Origin of the sequence: Acetobacter sp. DsW_54 (genome assembly GCF_002153575.1) — a bacterium.
GTDB classification, from domain to species: Bacteria; Pseudomonadota; Alphaproteobacteria; order Acetobacterales; family Acetobacteraceae; genus Acetobacter; species Acetobacter fabarum.
The window spans coordinates 105,928-121,754 of the sequence record NZ_JOPD01000020.1 but is presented as its reverse complement, the minus strand read 5'-3'; the positions used below and the strand labels follow the sequence as shown (position 1 = coordinate 121,754).

At 54.2% G+C, this 15,827-nt stretch carries 17 protein-coding genes; 4 read left to right on the top strand and 13 right to left on the bottom strand.

Features of this window, described 5'->3' with window-relative positions:
* Positions 1-5 precede the first annotated feature (5 nt).
* From HK20_RS09600 to HK20_RS09550, 11 genes are all read right to left on the bottom strand, one after another.
* Complete coding sequence (locus tag HK20_RS09600; protein WP_086646846.1) at positions 6-293, bottom strand: MSMEG_0570 family nitrogen starvation response protein; 288 nt, start codon at positions 291-293, stop codon at positions 6-8.
* Complete coding sequence (locus HK20_RS09595) at positions 281-1,462, bottom strand: MSMEG_0565 family glycosyltransferase (RefSeq protein ID WP_086646845.1); 1,182 nt, start codon at positions 1,460-1,462, stop codon at positions 281-283. The genes HK20_RS09600 and HK20_RS09595 overlap by 13 nt, the downstream gene beginning before the upstream one ends.
* Complete coding sequence (locus HK20_RS09590) at positions 1,459-2,430, bottom strand: sll0787 family AIR synthase-like protein (protein ID WP_086646844.1); 972 nt, start codon at positions 2,428-2,430, stop codon at positions 1,459-1,461. Before HK20_RS09590 ends, HK20_RS09595 begins: the two co-directional genes overlap by 4 nt.
* A complete protein-coding gene (locus HK20_RS09585) occupies positions 2,430-2,993 on the bottom strand; it encodes an MSMEG_0567/Sll0786 family nitrogen starvation N-acetyltransferase (RefSeq protein ID WP_086646843.1) in 564 nt (187 codons plus the stop codon). The genes HK20_RS09590 and HK20_RS09585 overlap by 1 nt, the downstream gene beginning before the upstream one ends.
* On the bottom strand, positions 2,990-4,099 hold the full coding sequence (locus HK20_RS09580; protein ID WP_086646842.1) for an MSMEG_0568 family radical SAM protein: 1,110 nt from the start codon (positions 4,097-4,099) through the stop codon (positions 2,990-2,992). The genes HK20_RS09585 and HK20_RS09580 overlap by 4 nt, the downstream gene beginning before the upstream one ends.
* Positions 4,096-5,070: a Nit6803 family nitrilase gene (locus HK20_RS09575; RefSeq protein WP_086646841.1), complete on the bottom strand. Its 975-nt coding sequence runs from the start codon at positions 5,068-5,070 to the stop codon at positions 4,096-4,098. Before HK20_RS09575 ends, HK20_RS09580 begins: the two co-directional genes overlap by 4 nt.
* Positions 5,071-5,094: 24 nt before the next feature.
* The gene (locus tag HK20_RS09570; RefSeq protein WP_086646840.1) at positions 5,095-5,577 is read right to left on the bottom strand and encodes an MSMEG_0572/Sll0783 family nitrogen starvation response protein; all 483 of its coding nucleotides are present in this window, start codon (positions 5,575-5,577) and stop codon (positions 5,095-5,097) included.
* A 328-nt stretch (positions 5,578-5,905) separates the two neighbouring features.
* Entirely contained in the window at positions 5,906-7,309 is a 1,404-nt protein-coding gene (locus HK20_RS09565; protein WP_086646839.1) for a PLP-dependent aminotransferase family protein, read from the bottom strand.
* A 143-nt stretch (positions 7,310-7,452) separates the two neighbouring features.
* Entirely contained in the window at positions 7,453-8,340 is an 888-nt protein-coding gene (locus tag HK20_RS09560) for a LysR family transcriptional regulator (protein WP_086646838.1), read from the bottom strand.
* A 126-nt stretch (positions 8,341-8,466) separates the two neighbouring features.
* On the bottom strand, positions 8,467-9,498 hold the full coding sequence (locus HK20_RS09555; RefSeq protein ID WP_086646837.1) for a methionine synthase: 1,032 nt from the start codon (positions 9,496-9,498) through the stop codon (positions 8,467-8,469).
* 28 nt (positions 9,499-9,526) lie between these two features.
* Positions 9,527-10,510, bottom strand: coding sequence for a DUF1852 domain-containing protein (locus HK20_RS09550; RefSeq protein WP_086646836.1), 984 nt, complete (start codon positions 10,508-10,510; stop codon positions 9,527-9,529).
* 567 nt (positions 10,511-11,077) lie between these two features.
* Between HK20_RS09550 and HK20_RS09545 the strand changes: the two genes are divergently transcribed.
* The 3 genes from HK20_RS09545 (at position 11,078) to glsA (ending at position 13,902) form a co-directional block, all read left to right on the top strand.
* A complete protein-coding gene (locus HK20_RS09545; RefSeq protein WP_198943914.1) occupies positions 11,078-12,202 on the top strand; it encodes an MFS transporter in 1,125 nt (374 codons plus the stop codon).
* 73 nt (positions 12,203-12,275) lie between these two features.
* On the top strand, positions 12,276-12,671 hold the full coding sequence (locus HK20_RS09540; RefSeq protein WP_086646868.1) for a cupin domain-containing protein: 396 nt from the start codon (positions 12,276-12,278) through the stop codon (positions 12,669-12,671).
* Positions 12,672-12,840: 169 nt separating this feature from the next.
* Positions 12,841-13,902: a glutaminase A gene (gene glsA, locus HK20_RS09535; RefSeq protein ID WP_369823053.1), complete on the top strand. Its 1,062-nt coding sequence runs from the start codon at positions 12,841-12,843 to the stop codon at positions 13,900-13,902.
* Between the two features lie 67 nt (positions 13,903-13,969).
* On the opposite strand, the gene HK20_RS09530 is transcribed toward glsA, so the two are convergent.
* Entirely contained in the window at positions 13,970-14,446 is a 477-nt protein-coding gene (locus HK20_RS09530; RefSeq protein ID WP_086646834.1) for a YaiI/YqxD family protein, read from the bottom strand.
* A gap of 153 nt (positions 14,447-14,599) precedes the next feature.
* On the opposite strand from HK20_RS09530, the gene HK20_RS09525 reads away from it, so the two are divergent.
* On the top strand, positions 14,600-14,926 hold the full coding sequence (locus HK20_RS09525) for a hypothetical protein (protein ID WP_086646833.1): 327 nt from the start codon (positions 14,600-14,602) through the stop codon (positions 14,924-14,926).
* Between the two features lie 63 nt (positions 14,927-14,989).
* On the opposite strand, the gene HK20_RS09520 is transcribed toward HK20_RS09525, so the two are convergent.
* Complete coding sequence (locus tag HK20_RS09520; protein WP_086646832.1) at positions 14,990-15,733, bottom strand: class I SAM-dependent methyltransferase; 744 nt, start codon at positions 15,731-15,733, stop codon at positions 14,990-14,992.
* Positions 15,734-15,827: the final 94 nt, after the last annotated feature.

The window sequence follows — 15,827 nt, the reverse complement described above, 5'->3', positions numbered from 1 at the left end:
TCGTTTCAGAGGCTGAAAGACAGGATACGCACCTGCGCATCAGGTTGATTGAGGAAGGGCGTGCAGGTCTGGCGGATCGCCTGGAGCTGGCCAAGGGCACGGCTACAGGCAAAGCCGTAGCGTGCACGCACCCGCTCGCTGGCCTGTGTCAGGGCTGTATCGGCCTGTTCCAGAAAAGTGCGAACCGGGTAATCTTTACCCGGTGTAAAGTGGTCCTTGATGACCAGCGATGGAGAGTAGCAATCGCTCTCTTGCCCATCGGGCCAGCGCACACGAAAAATCATTTCGGGCATGATGACAAAGCTCCAGAAGCCGGAGTGCCAGCGTGCGACAAGGCCGCCAGCCGCCGGTATGCGGGGAGGTGCCGACTGGCAACACCGTGCCAATCGAAACGACGGGCCGTTGCGGGGCCGCTGAGCCGGAAGTGCTCGCGGTTTTTGGCGCTAAGGGCGTCACGCAAGGCTAAAAACAGGGTGTCGGGGTGCTCGGGGTTGCACCAGAGCACGTCTGACGCCTGAAGGTGCTCGGTAAAAGGGGCAACCTTCGGCACAATGGCTGGCGTGCCGCAGGAGAGGGCTTCCAGCGGGCACAGACCAAACCCCTCGGTTACGGATGGGTAGGCCAGCACGGCTGCCTGCCTGTAAAATGCAGGCATATCCTCATCCGCCACCGCTCCGGTGAGGGTGACATGCTCGGCTGCATCGCTCTGGCACAACCGCATATCAAACAGCGCGCGGTAGGCCGAATGATCCAGCAATGACGCCCCGCCTACCACAACCAGATGCACATCGGGCTGGTCACTCCGCAGCGCCAGAAAGGCTTCCAGCAGGTGCAGCGTATTCTTGCGGCGCTCGACCCCGCCGACCGCCAGAATCAGGCGGCGGCCAACCGGCAGGTGGTAACGCGCCCGCAGTGAGCTGTCCTGCGGGCCTGGTGCGGGTGAAAAATGTTCAGGATCAACGCCGTTGCCAACAACGGGTGCTTCACGGCCATGCTCGCCGCGCAGGATGCCCTCCCACATGGTGCTGACAGTGAACAGCTCGGCTGCGGCCATGAACCCGCGTTCCTGCCGCATTGCAAGGCCCGGGTGAGCAAAGCGGTCGAGGTGGTGAACCGTGCGGGCAAAGCCCGGTATCCTGCCTTGCGCCACCAGTTCAGCCAGCGCGTTAGCACTTATGGGGTCTTGCGCATGAAGAACGTCAAATGGTGCCTCATCCCTGAGCGCGTCCGTGATCTCGCATATACGGCGTTCCACCAGAGCAGGCAGGTTCTGCTCCGCTCGGGCTGCAATGTAACGCGTAGCGCAGCGGGGTTGGCGGAAAAAGCCTGCACCTGTCACATCCGGGGCGATCAGGGTTGCTTTGTGCCCTGCGTCACACAACGCCTCTGCCAACGCCATGCCATGCACCACGCCACCGCGCGGAAGGGTCGAGTGCGTCAGAATGCCAATGGACAGGCTCATGGCACAAACCCCATGAGCGGCGTTTGTGCAAGATCCCAGAAAGTGTCTGTCTCGTCTCTCCAGGTAACATCCAGCCTGCGGGTATTGTTGCACTGGCCGATAACGGCCGCAGCAATGTCCCGCCCATGAAAGCGCGCCATAACGGCTTGTGCATCCTCTGGCCGGGCGCTCAGCAAATAGCCATAGCTGGGGAAAGCCGACAGCCAGCGGGTCATGGGGGCATGTTCTGGGCGTGGAATATCATCCAGCGTGATGTGCATGCCCACGCCAGAACACTCGGCCAGCATAAGGGCTGTACCCAGCACGCCGGCCATGCTGATGTCCTTGGCTGCACGGCTCAGCCCGTCCTCGGCTATTTGTGGCAGAAGGTCCATGTCGGCCTGTAACCGGGTAATCGCATCGGTGCCGCACAGCCCGGAACTACTGTCCCAGAACGGGTGTGGGTCATGCCAGCGGCCGCGCAGATCAATGGCGGCAATCAGCACCTCGCCGGGGCGGGCGTCAAAACTGGTGAGCAGATGGCGTGCCCGCCCCAGAATTGCGACCGAAAGCGAGTTGTGAGTGCTGCGCATGTTGGTATGCCCGCCAGCAACGGGCACGCCATAGGTCAGTGCTCCATCCTGCAAGCCTTGCAGGACGGATGCTGCGGATTCAGAGGTATCGCTCCATAAGGCATTGACCACCGCAACGGGGCGGCCACCCATTGCCGCAATATCGCTGGTATTGACCATGACACCGCAGTAACCGGCAAACCACGGCATGGCGCGTACAAAACTGTCCTGAAAACCCTCGCTGGCCAGCAGGAGGTAACCATCTCCATCCCGTATGGCGGCACAGTCATCGCCAAGGCGGATGGCGCTGGGGTCGGTGGGTTTAAGGATTGCCGCTGCTTCGGCAATATCCTGCTTGCATGCAAGGGCGCGGCTGTGGCGCAGGGTATGCAGCAGCGCGTTGAGCTTGCCTGCCATTATGCCACCTGTCTGGTGCGCGGTTGTGGGCGCAGCAGCCACGTCTGGTTCTGGCCATGTGCCGGATAGCGGGAGAGGTCGGCCTGCATGTCATGATGTGGCAGACCATGCAGGGAGATTACCCCAAGGCTTTTCCAGTGCAGGCGGCGGAAGAACAGTACATTCTGCTCCTGCACCTGGGCCAGAAAGCGCGTGGCCCCAAGCCCGTGTGCTGTGCTGACCGCCATGCGGATCAGTTCCGCCCCGATCCGCCCCAGCTTGCGATGGTCTTCATGCACAGCCAGACGGGAACCGCGCCAGACACCGGGTTTGGCTTCATGGATGCGTACGGCCCCTACAATCCGGTCCGGCATGCCTGCCATACAGCAGGCTGCAATAATGGGGATGGCTACGTCATCAATGCCGTCCCGATCATCCTCGGCAAAAACCTGCTGCTCGGTGCAGAATACCTCGCGGCGGAGGGCATGATAACCTGCGCGTTCCCACGGTGTACGGGCAAGGCGCACGACATATTCCGTCGGGATGAACGGGCGGTGTTCCACACCTTCGAGTAAAGCACTCATTGTTCATAGGCCGAGAGGGAGGAGCACGCACCACACCGGCCACATCCGGCCCGGATGTCGGTGGATTTCATGTTGGCATCGCGTAGCATCCGCCCAAGTGGTGCCAGAACCGACTTCATGAAATCAGCGGTAGGCGGTGCGTGGTTTTCCAATGGTGTGCCGGAAATGGGCACGAACGGCACCACGAAGGGATAAACACCCAATGCAATAAGGCGCTCGGCCAAACCAAGAATATCTTCGGCACTATCGCCAAGACCGGCCAGAATGTAGGTGTTGACCTGCCCGCGCCCAAAAACCGGCACGGCGCTGGCAAACGCTTCCATGTAGCGGTCAACGCTTACTGTTGCTTTGCCGGGCATGATTTTTTCGCGCACGGCCTGTGTGGCGGCTTCAAGATGCATGCCCAGACTGTCGGCCCCCGCATCGCGCAGGCGCTGGAACCAGCCGTGATCACGCGGTGGCTCGCACTGGACCTGAAGCGGCAGATCGACCGCAGCACGGATGGCACGCGCAGAGTCCGCAAGCACCGCAGCACCCCGGTCCACCACATTGGGTGTGCCGGTTGTCAGCACCATATCGCGCACGCCATCCAGTTCCACGGCGGCTTTGGCAACTTCGGCCAGTTGCGCGGGCGTTTTGTAGGCAATGGTGCGCTCGGCCTCCAGTGACTGACCAATGGCGCAGAACTGGCAGGATGTACGCCGGTCGGCATAGCGGATGCAGGTCTGGTGCGCCGTGGTTGCCAGCGTGTCGCGCCCGTGGAGCAGGGCAATCTTCCAGTAGGGAATACCGTCTGCCGTGCTTAGCCCATAAAAGCGTGGAGCAGCAGGAAAGTGGATTGTGCCGAGCGTCTGGCCATCACGTAGCAGCGTGCTGGTTCCACTCCGGTCTGGCGGGCTGGCCTGAAAAGGAGAGCGCAGTGCTCCGGATGTATAAACCGGGACCATAACGGTCTGGCCCGCAATGGTGATTGTCTTGTGGTCGGAGGGACCGGCTCCGCCCTTGCGGGTCATGCCGCTGCTCTGCTCACCAATCTGTAACCCGAATGATTGCAGGTCGGTGATAAGCTTGCGACCAGAAAAGGTGCCGAGTGTTGGAATGGTCATGGTGCCACCTCGTCTGTCAGGGCAGAGTAAGGCTCATTTTCACCAACGTAATGCACGGTATGAGCGGGGCGGCGGTCCTGCAGCAGGCTCAGCAGTTCCGGGCGTGCATAATGCCCTACGGAATCCATCATGCGTTTGCGCTTGGTAATCAGGGCAAAGTCGAGATCGGCTATGACCATCCCTTCGCCTTCGGTTAGCGGGGGAGCGAGCAGCTTGCCTTCGGGCGAGACTATGGCAGTAAAGCAACCGCCCCGCAGAGGGCCTTCAAGCCCCGGGTCACGCGCTATGTTCTTGATCTGTTCTTCCGTAAGCCATCCTGTGGCGTTTACGACAAAGCAGCCGGATTCCAGCGCATGGTGGCGAATGGTCACTTCCATCTGGTCTGCAAAAATTGGCCCCACCAGTGAACCGGGGAACTGTGCGCAGTGGATTTCCTCGTGCTGGGTCATCAGCGCGTAGCGGGCGAGGGGGTTATAGTGTTCCCAGCAGGCCAGCGCTCCAATGCGACCGGCTGCACTCTCCACGACCTTCAGGCCAGCGCCATCTCCTTGCCCCCATACCATGCGTTCGTGGTAAGTGGGGGTGATCTTGCGGCGTTTGAGCAGGATTTCTCCTGTGGCATCAAACACAATCTGTGTGTTGTAGAGTGTGCCGTAATCCCGCTCATTTACACCCAGCACAACAACCATGCCGGTGTCGCGCGCAGCTTCGGCCACCATGTCCGTTACCGGACCGGGGACAACAACGGCGCGTTTGTAGAGTTCAAGATGCTCACCACCAAAGCGGAATGCAGGCTGGATGAACGAAAAATAGGGGTAATAAGGCACAAGGGTTTCGGGAAAGACCGCCAGCTTTACACCTTTCTCGGCGGCATCGCGGATGGCCTGACAGACTTTCCGTGCAGTGCCCAGACCATCGTCACCAAGGATGGGGCTGATCTGGACGGCTGCGGCGCGAACGATACGGGACATGGCTTGCGGTCCTCCCTTTGGCCTTTAGAGAGTCCAGGTATTCAGAATAAAGGCGTTGTCCCGCCGGGCCAGCAGAATGATGTCCAGCACATCCTGCGGATTGATGGGTGTTATCCCGGGAATAAGGTTTTGCTCGCCGTAGCCGTAAAGTGCCTGAAGTGCGAAGCGGCAGGCATAAACTTTGCCACCTTCTTCAAGGATTTTTGCAATCTGCTTGTTGCAGTTCATGTGCCCCGGAAAAGCTTCATCACCCAGACGGGGAAAGCCGCGCTGCACGCCAAGAGTGACGCCCGGACCATAGAGCAGCACTGAGGTTTCAAACCCCTTGCGGATCAGCCGTGTGGCCTGCAGCAGATTTACAAACCCGACCGAACCTTCATTGGCAACGGTATGAAAGGTGATAAGGGCTTTTTCACCCGGCTGGGCTTTGACGTCCTCAAAAACCTTGTTTTCATAGTTAACGAAGCAGTCGCCATCTTTATGCGGAGCGTGCTCGAGTGTTGGCATGGTATGTCTCCCGTGTGCTGCGGTCTCCGGCAGGAAGCCGACCTGACCGCTTTGCTGAAGCAAACGTGACACGGGTTAAGTCTGACGTAAAATTTTGTATGGCATGCGTTGGCATGACAAAAAAAACAATTTTTCCCGCATGAGTTCTTTTTGCGGGTACAGAAGCATACAGTTTATTCCACAAGGTCATACAATTCTACGGCGTTCAGCTAACATACTGGTTTTGCTTTATATTTACCTCGCGCATTCGTGATGTTGCTGTGCGTTTGTTCTGGAAGGCCACGTATGCCCTTTGGGTACAACGTGGCCTGCCGAGTGCTGCAACGGGTTAAACAATATCGGCAAAGCCGGGGGAGCGCTTGTGCTGGAGGACTGAGACAACGCCACGGAGGGACTCTTCCAGGCTTGCGGCATCGGGCGCACTGCCCAGGGCAATACGTGCCCGCTGCGGGGGTTCCCCATTAATGGTAAAAACGGTGCTGGGCACCAGTGCCAGACCACGCCTGCGGGCGTAGGCAACAAAATCCGCGCTCCCCCACCATGCCGGGAGTTTGAGCCAGATATGGGGGCCGTCAGGGTTCGTGCAGTGCTGCTCACCCAGAACCGTGCGTGCGATAGACTGGCGTAACCGCAGCTCTTTCTGAATTGCGTGCAGGATTGTATGGGCCTGTCCTGTCTGCATCCATCGTGCGGTCAGGGCGCTGAGCAGCCCCGCATTGGTGAGGGCAATGGCCCGGATGGCAGCCGTTACCCGCCGGGTCATGTCGGCATTGGGGAGGGCGACATACGCCGTGCGCAAACCGGGGCTGAGTGTTTTGGCCAATGTTGCCACGTAACTGACCCGGCTATGGTCAAGGGCCGCCAGTGCTGGCAGAGGGTTATCCATAAGTAGGCTGTAAGGGTCGTCCTCCGCAATATGGAGGTGGTGCCGTTGTGCGACTGCAAGAATATCCTTGCGCCGCTGTAGGGACATTGTGGCGGTTGTAGGGTTGTGGATTGTTGGAATGCAATAGAGCAGACGGGGGTGGTGCTGCGCACAAACCCGGTCAAGCTGGTCTGGCATCATGCCTTCCTTGTCGCTGTCCACACCAACCAGAATAAGGTCAAACTGTGCGGCAATGGTCCGGATGCCGGGGTAAGCAATGCGGTCCGTGACAATCACATCACCCGGTTGCGTATGCGTGCTGACAATGGCGGCCAGTGCGCTCTGGCCGCCTGGGGAGATCATGATCTCGTCTGTCCGGCGTTGGCCGATTATCGGGGCAACCCATTTTGCACCCAACTGACGCTCTTCAACAGTTCCACCGGTCACACGGTAAGACATCAGGCTGTTCAGGTCCTGCTGCTTGAGGATCGCTGCGATGTCCGTCTGAATAATCCGCTGCAAAGGCGGGTCTTGCGGGATGGGAGGAAGGTTCATGGTCAGATCAACCACCGCAGGGCCTGTGTGGCGCCAGTGGCTTTCCCCCGCACCAACACGAATGAAGGTGCCCCGGCCGACTGTTGCGTCAATCAGCCCTCGTCTGCGCGCCTCAGTAAAAGCGCGCGTAACGGTTGTCAGGTTGGTGCCAAGATGCTCTGCAATTGTCCTTTGCGGGGGCAGTTTATCGCCGTCCCTGAGGTCGCCTTTGCGAAGGGAATGGGCAAGGGCATCGACCAGAGTCAGATAAATGGCATTCGGGCTCTGGCTGATTTCCTCTTTCCAATGGGCGAGGTAGGACTGTTCGGGCATGCGACGGGGGTTCCGTATGTTCGAAAAATATATTCGATCTCATACCATACAATCAGTACAATTTTTAGAGGATTATGTTGCCCAGAAGTTGCGGGAGCGCTTTGTTACATTAAATCGAGGGCCGAGCCTCCTAAAAGGCAGGATCAAGACGTGGCTGCAAATTCAATAAAATTGCGCAGATAGTGAATATCTTCATCGGTTTCGCGGTATCCAAGGAATATCTGCTTCGCAATGCCTTTTTTGCCAAGTTTAATGGGGTGGAGTTCAAAGCGGGGGGCGTATTCTTCCACCAGCCACCCCGGGAGTGCAGCCACACCACGACCGTGTGCCACCATAACCAGCATAATATCCGTTGTTTCGATCTGCTTTTGCTGCCTTGGGCCAATACCTGCTGGTTGCAGGAATTGCGTGTATATGTCCAAACGCTCAGGTGGCACCGGGTAGGTAATCAGGGTTTCACCCGCAAGTTGTTCTGGCAAAATGAACTTTGTATTCCGTAAAGGGTGTTGGGGGCCAACCACCAAAACAAGTTCATAATCAAAAACCGGCGTAAACTTTAGTCCCGGTTTATAAAGTGGGTCTGGTGTAACCAGAATATCTATTTCATTACTGAACAATGCGCCAATGCCGCCAAACTGGAACTTTTGCCGCACATCCACGTCAACCTTTGGCCATTGTTCCAGATAAGGAGAAACAACTTTAAGTAGCCACTGATAGCAGGGGTGGCATTCCATACCGATGCGAAGAGTGCCACGCTCACCATTGGCAAATTGTTCAAGCCGTTTTTCTGCAAGCTCAAATTGGGGAAGCATGCGGTTTGCCAAGGATAACAGCCACTCGCCAGCCTGGGTAAGAACAAGGGAGCGTCCTTCCCGGCGCCATATTTTTACGTCAAGCTGGCTTTCAATCTTGCGTATGGCATGGCTAAGGGCGGGCTGGGTAAGGTTCAGGCGCATTCCGGCAGCCGTCAACGAACCTTCTCGTGCGACGGCTTGAATAATGGCCAGATGACTGCGCTCAAGGATACCCATGCCACACCTTATTGATACAAAATATTCACGTTACTGTATAAACATATCAGTTCTGTTCATTTTCATAAACACACACCCTATGTTTTATCCTGCATGGCTTTTACGGCCTATGGCTCCATAAGCCCTTCAGGCAGAGAGTTCGTGACGGACAATTTTTGCACCGGCACCTAAAGCGTGGAGCTTGGCTGTGGCCACATGGCGCGGAAGAGGTGCCATGCCGCAATTGGTGCACGGGTAGAGTTTGTCTGCATCCACAAATTTAAGGGCCTTGCGCAGGGTGTTGGCAACATCATCTGGTGTTTCAATAGCATGGGTTGCGACATCAATCGCGCCAACCATCACTTTCTTACCGCGCAGCAGTTCAATCAGATCCATTGGAACCCGAGAGTTCTGGCACTCCAGAGAAACCATGGAGATATTGGATTTCTGGAGATTAGGAAAAATCTCTTCATACTGCCGCCACTGTGTGCCCAGTGTATTTTTCCAGTCAATATTGGCTTTTATGCCGTAACCATAGCAGATATGAACGGCTGTTTCGCATTTAAGGCCTTCAATAGCTCTCTCTAATGCAGTGATGCCCCAGTCATTCACTTCATCAAAAAAAACGTTAAAAGCAGGTTCATCAAACTGGATAATATCCACGCCTGCGGCTTCTAACTCTCTGGCCTCCTGATTGAGAATTTTGGCAAATTCCCATGCCAGTTTTTCGCGGCTTTTGTAATGGCCATCATAGAGTGTATCGACCATCGTCATGGGGCCGGGTAGAGCCCATTTGATTGGTTTTTGTGTGAGTGTGCGTAAAAACCTTGCATCATCAACAAAAATTGGCTTTTCGCGGCTCACGGCACTGACAACAGACGGCACACTCGCATCATACCGGTTGCGGATTTTGACTGTCTGGCGGTTTTTAAAGTCAACACCGCTCAGGTGCTCAATAAACGTAGTGACAAAATGCTGCCGTGTCTGTTCACCATCGCTGACAATATCAATGCCTGCGCGATTTTGATCATCCAGTGTCAGGCGCAATGCATCCTGTTTGCCCTCGATTAATTCCTGCCCGTGTAGTTTCCAGGGTGACCAGAGTGTTTCGGGCTCTGCAAGCCAGGAGGGCTTGGGCAAGCTTCCTGCTGTTGCTGTGGGGAGGAGTGCTGTTGTCATAGGAGTAAAACCTTGTTGTTCTGGTTAATCAGGCAGAGTAACTGGCAGACCACTGCTCAAGACGCGCGTGATATGGCTTGATAAAACTCTCCTCCGTGTATTTGCCTTGGGCAGTCGCCAGTTTGCTGCGTTCTTCCCGGTCATAAACAATGCGGGTGAGAGAATAATCCTGATGGCTCAGGCTGGGTTGGTAGCTTTGTGGTGCTACAGAATTGGCATTATATATTTCAGGACGATAAATTTTTTGAAACGCCTCCATTGTGCTGATTGTACTGATAAGTTCCAGCGTTGTGTAATCGGAAAGTAAATCACCAAAAAAATAGAAAGCCAGTGGAGCCACACTGCGGTAGGGCATAAAGTAACGGACCTGCATGCCCATTTTTTCAAAATAATGATCAGTTAACGAGTGTTCCTGTTGCCTGTATTCAACCCCCAGAACAGGGTGGTGGTTATCTGTTCGGCAATAGGTTTTGTTGGTAGAAACGCTCAGGCATATAACCGGAAGCTTATTGAAGTTTTTCTTGTAGGCAGAAGAGTGTACAAAACTCTTAAAAAGATTTCCGTGCAGATAACCAAAGTCAGGTGGAACGTGGAATTCAGGCTTATTCTTGTTGTAATTGGGCAATAAGACGCTGAAATCATAATCACGGACGTAAGAAGAAAAATTATTCCCGGCAAGCCCTTTAATCTGTTGATTGCTTTTTTGATCAATAATTGTCGTGTTCAGGATTTCGATCAGGGGGAAAATACTGTTTGTGCTGTCACGATTGATATGGAGCCCCACAGAAACAATATCGAGCGCAACAGAATAGCGGTTGGCCTTGGGATTATCCCAATGTGCCAGATCATTAAACCGATTATTGATCATCCGGAGCACGTTGCGCAGGTTTTCCTGACGATTGTCTCCTCTGGCCAGATTGGCAAAATTGGTTGTGAGACGTGTGTCGGTTGAAGGGTGATAGTTCTCATCAAACGGGATGCTCTTAATTTGGAATGAGGACTCTGTAATCATGGTCGAACTCCCTCCTGTTTTGTCAGAAAGCAGATTTCATCTTCCGGGAGTTGAGAACCTCACGGTTTATGCTTCTGTTTTTCAGGTTATGTTTAGTAGTGTTCTGCGTTTAAGCTGTGGTGAACTCTTTATGCCTGAACACAATATTGAATAAAAATGATTTAATTTCATTAATCCATGAATATCATTCATAGGTTGCAGGCTAGGGATCCAGATGCTCAGCCGCCTGGAGAGCATGTGCTGTGATGCCCAGACCTTTTCTCCCATTACCAGCAGGCATGTAGCCTCTAAACACCCCAAAACGTCTATTCATGAGTATAATTCATGATCATGCTCGTTTTATTGGGGCTAGTCCTGAGAGAGTTCGTTCCTTATGTCCTAAAGCAACCTCAGTCGCTGCTACAGTTTTTCAGGTTAATGCTGTTTGCTGCTTATGTGCGCTGTAGGGAAAATCATGGCTACGGATTGCTATAATACCGAGGCGGAATGGATAATATCTCTCAAACAGTTTCTAAAATAACTCGGAGCGCCAATCAGTCAGCCGGGGGTTGGGGGGCGGTGCTGGCCATGTCTCTGGGTGCGTTTGCACTTGTCGCATCCGAGTTTATGCCTGTTAGTCTTTTAACCCCGATTGCGGCTGATCTGCATATTACAGAAGGGCAGGCAGGGCAGGCTATTTCAGTTTCTGGCGCATTTGCGGTGCTGACCAGCCTCTTTATTTCCGCACTGGCCAAGGGGATTAACCGTAAAACCCTGTTGCTGGCCCTGATCGCCATGATGATCGTGTCGGGGAGTGTTGTTTCCCTTGCTCCGAATTATGTGGTGTTCATGCTCGGGCGGGCAATGATCGGTGTTGTTATTGGCGGTTTCTGGTCCATGTCTGCCGCTACGGCTATGCGGCTTGTGGAAGACCATCACGTGCCCCGTGCTCTTGCAATCCTGAATGGCGGAAACGCTCTGGCTACCGTTATTGCTGCACCTGCCGGTAGTTTTTTAGGCGGTCTTATTGGCTGGCGTGGTGCTTTTTTCTGTGTAGTGCCTGTGGCTGTTGTTGTTTTTGTCTGGCAGTTTGTCAGTCTCCCATCTATGGCGAGCGCGCGGCATCAGCAGTCGGCCAGTGTATTTTCTTTGCTGACACGACCGATTGTGGCTGTTGGCATGCTGGCGGTCAGCCTGTTTTTTATGGGCCAGTTTACGCTTTTTACTTATGTCAGGCCATTTCTTGAAGACGTTGCCCAGGTGAACGTATCCACTTTGTCGTTAATTCTGCTCCTGATGGGTATTTCTGGCTTTGTTGGCACTGTACTGATCGGGAATGTTCTAAAAAACAGTGTTTATCCAGCGCTGATTATTATTCCTGTCCTCATGGCTTTTCTGGCTACTGCTCTTATTGTTCTGGGTAAGTGGGTGGCTGTTTCCGCTGTTATACTTACGGCGTGGGGTTTGTTCGCCACGTCTGCCCCTGTGGGCTGGTGGACCTGGCTTGCCCGAACACTTCCGCAGGATGCTGAAGCCGGTGGGGGACTTATGGTGGCAGTTGTCCAACTTGCCATTACGCTAGGAGCGACCTGTGGTGGCATCCTTTTTGACGGGGTTGGGTATCAGGCCACATTTGCGGCCAGTGTAGTGGTGCTTGCGGTTGCGGCGCTGCTGGCGGCCACGACAGGGCGATTGGCCGGTCGAGGAGCATAAAACCTGTCAGGCATTCAGGCAGGACAAGCAACCGGATTTAACATTTTTGAACCACATACAGGATAGAATGCTTATGGAGATCAAACGCATAGGGGCCCAACCCTCCGCTAAAGGGCCGGTCGACTGGTTTACTGGGACGGTACGTATAGACCCACTTTTTAACCCGCCGGAGCCCTCTCAGGTAACCACCGCGCTGGTTACGTTTGAGCCGGGAGCCCGCACCGCCTGGCATACTCACCCACTTGGGCAAATGCTTATCGTGACGGCAGGGTGTGGCTGGGTGCAGCGTGAAGGTAGCCCGATTGAGGAAATTCATCCCGGCGATACAATTTGGTTCGCTCCGGGTGAAAAGCACTGGCATGGTGCGACAGCAACGACGGCGATGAGCCATATTGCAATTCAGGAAAAGCAGAATGGCTCCCCGGTTGATTGGCTGGAGCATGTTTCTGACACCCAGTATTGTAACTGATTGATTGCAGCTAAAAAGTTTTCCCCCTTTGGTGTTTGTGAGTGTGAAGGGAACATTACGCTCGGGCGGAACCAAAGGGGGAACTGCATAGGCTGTGGTGCGGGATTTTATTTTTCATTAAGTGTATTGTAGTAACGCATTACATGAATGCTGATGAAAGATAGATCCTGTGCGCAATAATTTTTTTATTAAAATATCCGCTTCGTTGATCTTAACAACCTGTTTTGCAGTGTTGCCTACCAATAATGCAAGTGCACGGGATAAGCCTCAGCCAGCATCTTCTGCTGTTATCCAAAAAGTGATTGAACAGGCTTATGACAAATACAAGCCTGTTATGGAAGGGAAAAATGCCAGTTATATTCCCTATCTGGCCAAGGCAGACGGCAAACTCTACGGCATTGCTGTTGTAACGGTGGATGGGCGGGTTTTCCGGATTGGGGATGCTGGGCACCCGTTCCCTGTGGAATCTGTTTCTAAAATTTTTACGCTGGCGGATGTTCTGCATAAACAGGGAGCAGAGAGTGTTCTGCATAAGATCGGCGTGAATGCCACCGGTCTGCCGTTTAATTCCGCACTGGCGGTAGAGTTGAATAATGACAAGCTGGGTGGCAGCCCGCCCCCCGGTAATCCGCTGGTTAATGCGGGGGCCATGGCAACAGCCAGTCTGGTCGAAGGTAAAACGTTGGATGCAAAATGGCAGAGCGTTATAGATACAGCATCTGCATTTGCAGGGCATACCTTGCATTTGAATGATAATGTTTACCGCTCAGAAATGGCCAGTAACCAGCACAATCAGGCCATTGCGATGCTGCTGCAAAGTTATGACCATTTATATGCCGATGTATCGGAAACAGTGGATCTTTATACGCGTGAATGTTCCTACGATGTAGATGCGGTTGATCTGGCAACTATGGGGGCCACTCTGGCCAATGGAGGGACAAACCCGCGTACCCATCATGCCGTGGTTGATGCCGCAACAAGCGCCCATGTACTGGCAGTTATGGCAACCGCAGGTTTGTACAATACGTCTGGCGAATGGCTGTTCAAGGTTGGCCTGCCAGGAAAAAGCGGGGTAGGGGGCGGTATTGTAGCCGTGGTCCCCGGTAAGTTGGCCATTGGTGTTTATTCGTCCCGCCTTGATGCGGCCGGCAACAGTGTGCGCGGGCAGCTTGCCGTGCAGTTTATTGCGCAGGCACTGGGCGCTAACATTTTTGCTGCAGAAGCGCAGTAAGCATTACATCAGGCAGACGTAACTCTGCGCTATTGTCGCGCAAAAGCGCAGGGCTTCCTCCCGCCTGTTATCCGTTAGGTGGTAACAGGCGGATGGACTTTTTGCGTGCCTTGACCACCAATGTATCAAGCTCAGACAGAAAGCGGGAGCGATCTGCCTTGCCAAATGTAGCGCTTCCGGGGGTGATCATTCCAGCCGAGCGCAGGTCAGTCATCAGGTTCCGCATGGCCAATGCCATGCCTATGGCATCCCCATCCAGCAACCGGCCTTTGTGTTCAAGAACATAAGCACCTTTTTCCACGCATCGTGCGGCTAAGGGAATATCAGCGGTTATGACAATATCCCGGCTTTGAACACGCTCGGCTATCCAGTCATCAGCTATGTCGGGACCGGCATCCACAACAATCCGCTCAATAAGTGGAGAAGCGGGGACAGCCATCATACGGTTGGAAACAACAAAAACATGCAATTTATAGCGCGTGGCAACACGGTACACTTCGTCTTTGACGGGGCAGGCATCGGAATCGATAAAAATACGGATCATTCTCGTAATTTGCCGCAGCCTTGCTTATGGAGCAAGCGGCACCATAGGCAGTATTGATAATTCTGTATCCCAGATAGAGTAATACAAAGGGGCACATATTCCGATCAATAGAGTAAGAAGTTCCTGTTGATATTATATACGGGAGTTTGGTGAATGAAGGTCAATTTTAAGCGTATGATGCTTTATGTATCCGGGTGTTTTGTCGCGGTGGGGCTGGCGGCAGCCACGTATCCGGTTATGGCCGATGCCCAACCGGATGTGATTGTGGATACTGCGCAAAATAGCGTGGAAAATGGCCATTCCATGCGTCCGCTATGGGTGCTGGTAGCGCAGCGTGGCCCGGACAATGAAGATGCCATGATTACGGCTTCATTTTATACCAAAGCAGCCTGTGAAGATGCATTGAAGTTTTTCCGTGAACAGCAGGAACATCCCAATCGTGAATTCCATGGGGTGTGCCTGCCATCAGGTGCAGCTTAAACCGCAGCCAGCAAGGTGCATGCCCAAATTACAGGGCTGCACCTTGGGGCGTGTTGAAGGTGTTTATAGTGGCCGCTCGGCCATATACGCATGGAACACACCAAACGATGTGTGTTTGCGCACGTTGCTAAAACCGACAGATTGCATGGTGCCCAGAATACGGGCGGGGGGAACGCATTCTTCTATTGTGTCCCAGTAATAGGCCATAAGTCTCCTGCTGTCCTGCGATGCCGCAACGCCGGACAGTAGCGGGACAACCCGGCCGAGGTAAAACCGCAGCATAAGTTGGATAAGCCGGTTGTCAGCCCGCCCGATCTCAAGGATCAGCACATGGCCGCCGGGTTTGAGCACATCCAGATAACCTGCAAACGTTGCTCTAAGGTCCTGCACATGCCGTAAGGCGTAGCCCATGCTCAGCATGTCCATGCTGGCAGGGGCAACTGGCAGGGCCTGAGCATCTGCCAGCACAACCTGAATGGGCAGTTTGTCGCGGCATTGCTGGAGCATGCCTGCGCTCATATCCAGCCCGATAATGTTGGCGGCATCCGTTATGGTTGCGGCTTCCTGCGCAACAAGGCCCGTGCCGGTAGCAACATCCAGCAATGTCTGCCCGGCACGCAGCCCGGCCATGCGCAACATCCAGCGTCGGTACCATTTGCCGGATCCGAGTGAAAAAACAGCGTTGATCCGGTCATAATAGCCGGCGGTTTTATCAAAAATAGAGCGAACAAACTGCCTGTGTTCCCCCTTGGTGCGATAATAGTCAGGCAGGACAGGGTGAGGTGGGCAGGGTATGCGCTCAGACATTGCCATTTCCGGTTCAATGATCTTGGTATTCGGTTCTTACCGTAATTGAGGTATGTGGACCAGTCTTGCTGTATTTTATTCTGGTTTTGACCCA